Origin of the sequence: Micromonospora sp. KC606 (assembly GCF_004348675.1) — a bacterium.
Lineage (GTDB): Bacteria > Actinomycetota > Actinomycetes > Mycobacteriales > Micromonosporaceae > Micromonospora.
Window position 1 is genome coordinate 1 of sequence record NZ_SMKN01000326.1, and the last position, 4,271, is coordinate 4,271.

A 4,271-nucleotide genomic window follows, 5' to 3' on the forward strand; every position below is an offset into this window, starting at 1 on the left:
GGAAGGTCTGGATCCGGTTCGGTGACCGGTCGGGGGTGACGATCAGCGGCTGGCGCAGGTTCTGCTCGGCCCAGTCCCAGATGAACCCGCCCTGGATCTGCGGGTACCTGCGGGCCAGCGCCCAGAACTGGTCGAAGTTGCCCAGGCCGTTACCCATCGCGTGGGCGTACTCGCCCATGATCTGCGGCTTGGTGCCGGCGATCGCCTTGGCCTCCAGAGAGGCCGGGGTCGGGTAGCGCGGGCCGGCCACGTCGGCGAAGGGGGCGTCACCGTCGGGCCAGTTGGACTGGTGGTAGAGCAGGCGGGTCGGCTCGTTGGCGTCCGCCCACGCGGCCATCGCGTGGTGGGCCGCGCCGAGCCCGGCCTCATTGCCGGTGTCCCACATGATCACGCTGGGGTGGTTCTTGTCCCGGGCCACCATCGCCCGGAACCGGTCCGCGAACGCCGCCGCCCACTCCGGCTTGTCGGCCAGGCAGTTGCTCGGGCAGTTCTCGCGGGCGTGGGTCTCGACGTCGACCTCGTCGGCGACCCAGAGGCCGTGTTCGTCGGCCAGGTCGTAGAAGTACGGGTCGGAGGGGTAGTGCGCGGTCCGGACGGCGTTGATGTGCAGCTTCTTCATCAGGAACACGTCGGTGCGTTGCGCGTCCCGGGTGACGTACCGGCCGGTGTCCGGGTCGGTCTCGGCCCGGTTGGTGCCCTTGATCAGAATCCGTTCCCCGTTGACCAGCACCTGCCGGTCGCGGACCTCGACCTCACGGAACCCGACCGGCTGGGCGGTGGTGTGCTGCGCCCGGCCGTCCGGGCCGAGGAGTTCCAGCGCGAGGGTGTAGAGGGTGGGTTCCTCGGCGCTCCACTTGGCCGGGTTCGTCACCCGCGTGCTCAGGGTGACCCGGCCACCGGTGGCGTCGGCCGCCAGGTCCAGGCCGCCGGTGAGGGTGGCCACCGTCCGTCCACTCGAGTGCAGCAGCCGCGCGCGTACGGTGTGTCGGCCGGTCGCGCCGGTCGCGGCGCGGGCCACGTCGACCCGGGCGGTGAGGGTGGCGTCCCGGTAGTCGGCGTCCAGGTCGGTGGTGAGGTACGCGTCCCGCAGCCAGGTCTTCCCGGTGCGGCGCAGCGTCACGTCCCGGAAGATGCCGCTGAACCGCCACTGGTCGTAGTCCTCCAGGTAGGAGCCGGAGCCCCAGCGGTGCACCTGCACGGCGATCCGGTTGCGGCCCGGCCTGAGCAGGGCGGTGACGTCGAACTCGGCCGGGGTGTACCCGCCCTGGTCGTAGCCGGCGTACCCGCCGTTGACCCAGACGAAGTAGCCGCTGGTGACCCCCTCGAAGCGCAGGAACACCTGGTCGCCGACCCAGTCCAGCGGCAGGTGGACGGTGCGCACGTACGCGCCGGTGGGGTTGATGTCGCGGGGCACCTTCGGCGGGTCGGCCGGCCAGATCTCCTCGGGGATGTTGCGGAACATCGGATGGTCGATGAAGTCCGACTGCCAGGTGTGCGGCACGGACACCTTCGGGAAGGTCCGCTCGTCGAAGCCGGCGGCGGCGAAGCCAACCGGCACGTCCTCGGGCCGGTCGAAGATCTTCAGTCGCCACTCGCCGTTGAGCGAGGTCACCTCGGGGTTGCGGGCGGCGTGCGCGGTCACGTCGGTGAAGGCGGAACTGACGTCCGGGTAGGGCCGCAGGTCAGCGTGGGGCGGCTGCTGCCCCTCGCCGGTCATGCCTGGATTCTCCAGGTAGCGGTACACGTCGGCGGCGTTCTTCGGCCCGCCGGCCGGGTCCACGGCCGGGGTGGGCAGCGTGTGCGGCGCCGGGTCGGGCGCCACCGCCGCCGTGGGCCCGGCGGTGGCGGGTGCCGCCCCGGTGGCCGACCCGGGCAGGGCGACCGAGCCGAGGACGAGGGTGAGGGCGAGGGCGGCGCGGACGGCCGCGCGGCGTGGTGGTCCTGCGCGGTGGGCCAGGTCCGGTCGGGCGTGAGACATCGTCTGCTCCCAGGTCGCGGTCACTGACGACATCGCGCGACAGAACCGAAACCGAAACGACATCGTCGCACAGTTTCTAACATCACCGAACAGCCATATACAAGGGTGTCGACAGCTTGACACAGAATCGGACACCCGGGTTTCAGCCGGGCGGACAGCCGGGTACAGGCCGGCCGCCATCGATGTCAACCACCCAGGGAGCTCGTCATGTCGGTCCAGGCGTTCCTCTACCTCGTCGCGATCATCCTGATCGCGCTCGCGGCGCTGCCCATCCGCACCCGCGGCATCTCGCTGGCGCTGCTGGGCGCCGCGTTCGCCCTGCTCGCCTACGCCTGGCCGGTGATCACCGGCTGACCACCGCACCACGGCGGGCCGGCCCGGCCGGCGACGGCAGCCCGGCCCGTCACAGGGACAGCCGAGGCGACGCCGGCCGGGCACCGCCGGCCGGCGGCCTGGCCGCCGGCCGGGAGGCAGCGCGGCTCAGCTCAGGATGAGCCAGGTCGCCACGGCGACCAGCAGCACCCCCACCACGGCCGCGCCGAGCACCAGCGGCAGCCGGGACGGCGACTCGGCCGGTGTCGTCTCCGGGGAGCTCGCGAAGGCACGGAACTGCTCGGTGTTGGCGCTGGGGTCCACGTATCCGTCTGACATGCCGGTGACCCTAGCGAAGTGGCCTCCACCGCACGGGCCCCCGCCCGCCGACCGTGACACCTCCGATCCGAGTGGAATTCGGGCCGGCCCAGCGGCCGTGCGCGTACCCCCGTGGGGCAACGGGTGGCCGGGCACCGCGTCGACGGGGGCACAATCGTCTCCATGTCCCGTCTCCGTGCCCAGATACCGCTCGCCGCCGCCCTGCTCGCCATCGGTCTCGTCGGCTGCTCGGCCGCGCCCGCCCCGACCGCCCGGCCGGCCGCGTCGCCGGAGCCGCCCCCGGCGACCACCCCGGCCCCGCGGGTGGCCTCCGGCAGCGCGCCGGGCGAGACCTTCGCCGTCGGCGTACGCCAGCTGAAGCTGAACCGCGACGGCGACCGGCCGTTGCCGGTGACCGTCTGGTACCCGGCCCGAGGCGGGGCCGGCGACGCGCCGCGGCGCGGGGCCACGGCGGCGACCGGGCGGTTCCCGGTGGTGGTGTTCAGCCACGGCCTGGGCGGACGCCCGGCCGACTACGCCGCGCTGCTGACCCGGTGGACGGCGGCCGGGTTCGTGGTCGCCGCGCCCACCTTCCCGCACACCAGCCGGGGCACCGACACCAACGTGCTCGACGTGCTGAACCAACCCGCCGACGTCTCGTACGTGCTGGACCAGGTGCTGGCGCTGGACACGAAGGCGGGCGACCCGTTGCGCGGTCGGCTCGCCACCGACCGGGTGGCGGCGGCCGGGCACTCGGCCGGCGGGGTGACCACCATCGGTCTCTTCACCGCCGGCCGGGACGCACGGCTGGACGCGGGCGTGGTCTTCGCCGGCACCGCGCTCGGCGTGGGTACGGCGTTCGCCGGAGCCGCCGCGCCGCAGCTCTTCGTGCACGGCGAGGCGGACGAGGTGGTGCAGTACGCCGCCGGCAAGGCGGTCTACGACGCGGTGCCGTGGCCGAAGGCCATGCTGAGCCTGCCCGACGGCGACCACGGCCGGGCGCTGCTCTCCGACGGCGCGGCGCTGCGGGTGGTCTCCGACACCACCGTCGACTTCCTCCGCTGGACCCTGTACGGCGACGAGAAGGCCAGGGCCCGCATCCCCGGCGACGCCGCCCGGGGCGGCATCGCCACCCTCGACGACCGCCTCTGACTCCGGTGCTCAGGCGGTGTGGTCGACGACGACCTTGCCGAACACGTCGCCGGAGCACAGCCGGGCGAACGCCTCCTCCACCCTGCTGAACGGGACCACGCTGTCCACCACCGGGTGGATGTCGTGCTCGGCGCAGAAGGCCAGCAGCTCGGTCAGCTCCTCCGGGGTGCCCATCGAGGTGCCCAGGATCTCCAACTGCATGGCGAACACCCGGCGCAGGTTGACCTTCGGCTCGTGCCCGGCGGTCGCCCCGGAGACCACGATCCGCGCCAGCGGCGCGGCGGACTTCAGCGAGTGGTCGAAGGTCGCCGCACCGACCGTCTCGATCACCACGTCGACCCGCTCGGGCAGGCGCGCCCCCGGTTCCAGCGCGGTCGCCCCCAGCGCGGTGATCCGCTCCCGCTTGCCGGCGTCCCGGCTGGTCGCGTACACCCGCTTGCCGAACGCGACACCGAGCGCGACGGCCGCGGTGGCCACACCCCCGCCCGCGCCCTGCACCAGCACCGAGTCG

General features: G+C 73.4%; 5 protein-coding genes. 2 read left to right on the forward strand and 3 right to left on the reverse strand.

Features of this window, described 5'->3' with window-relative positions; all coding sequences use genetic code 11:
- A partial coding sequence (locus tag E1193_RS30270; RefSeq protein ID WP_279433400.1) for a glycoside hydrolase family 2 TIM barrel-domain containing protein occupies positions 1–1,978 on the reverse strand: 1,978 nt, incomplete at its 3' end.
- A gap of 207 nt (positions 1,979–2,185) precedes the next feature.
- Between E1193_RS30270 and E1193_RS32250 the strand changes: the two genes are divergently transcribed.
- Positions 2,186–2,332, forward strand: a complete 147-nt coding sequence (locus tag E1193_RS32250) for a hypothetical protein (RefSeq protein ID WP_165945866.1) — start codon at positions 2,186–2,188, stop codon at positions 2,330–2,332.
- 126 nt (positions 2,333–2,458) lie between these two features.
- Here E1193_RS32250 and E1193_RS32255 read toward each other — a convergent pair whose 3' ends face one another.
- A complete protein-coding gene (locus E1193_RS32255; protein ID WP_165945867.1) occupies positions 2,459–2,629 on the reverse strand; it encodes a hypothetical protein in 171 nt (56 codons plus the stop codon).
- 162 nt (positions 2,630–2,791) lie between these two features.
- Here E1193_RS32255 and E1193_RS30275 point away from each other — a divergent pair, with 162 nt between their 5' ends.
- Positions 2,792–3,760 carry a dienelactone hydrolase family protein gene (locus E1193_RS30275; RefSeq protein WP_132186555.1) on the forward strand — a complete coding sequence of 323 codons (969 nt, stop codon included), beginning with the start codon at positions 2,792–2,794 and terminating at the stop codon, positions 3,758–3,760.
- A 9-nt stretch (positions 3,761–3,769) separates the two neighbouring features.
- Here the strand turns inward: E1193_RS30275 and E1193_RS30280 are convergent.
- Positions 3,770–4,271: zinc-binding dehydrogenase (locus tag E1193_RS30280; RefSeq protein ID WP_165945868.1), on the reverse strand; the 502-nt coding region annotated here is incomplete at its 5' end.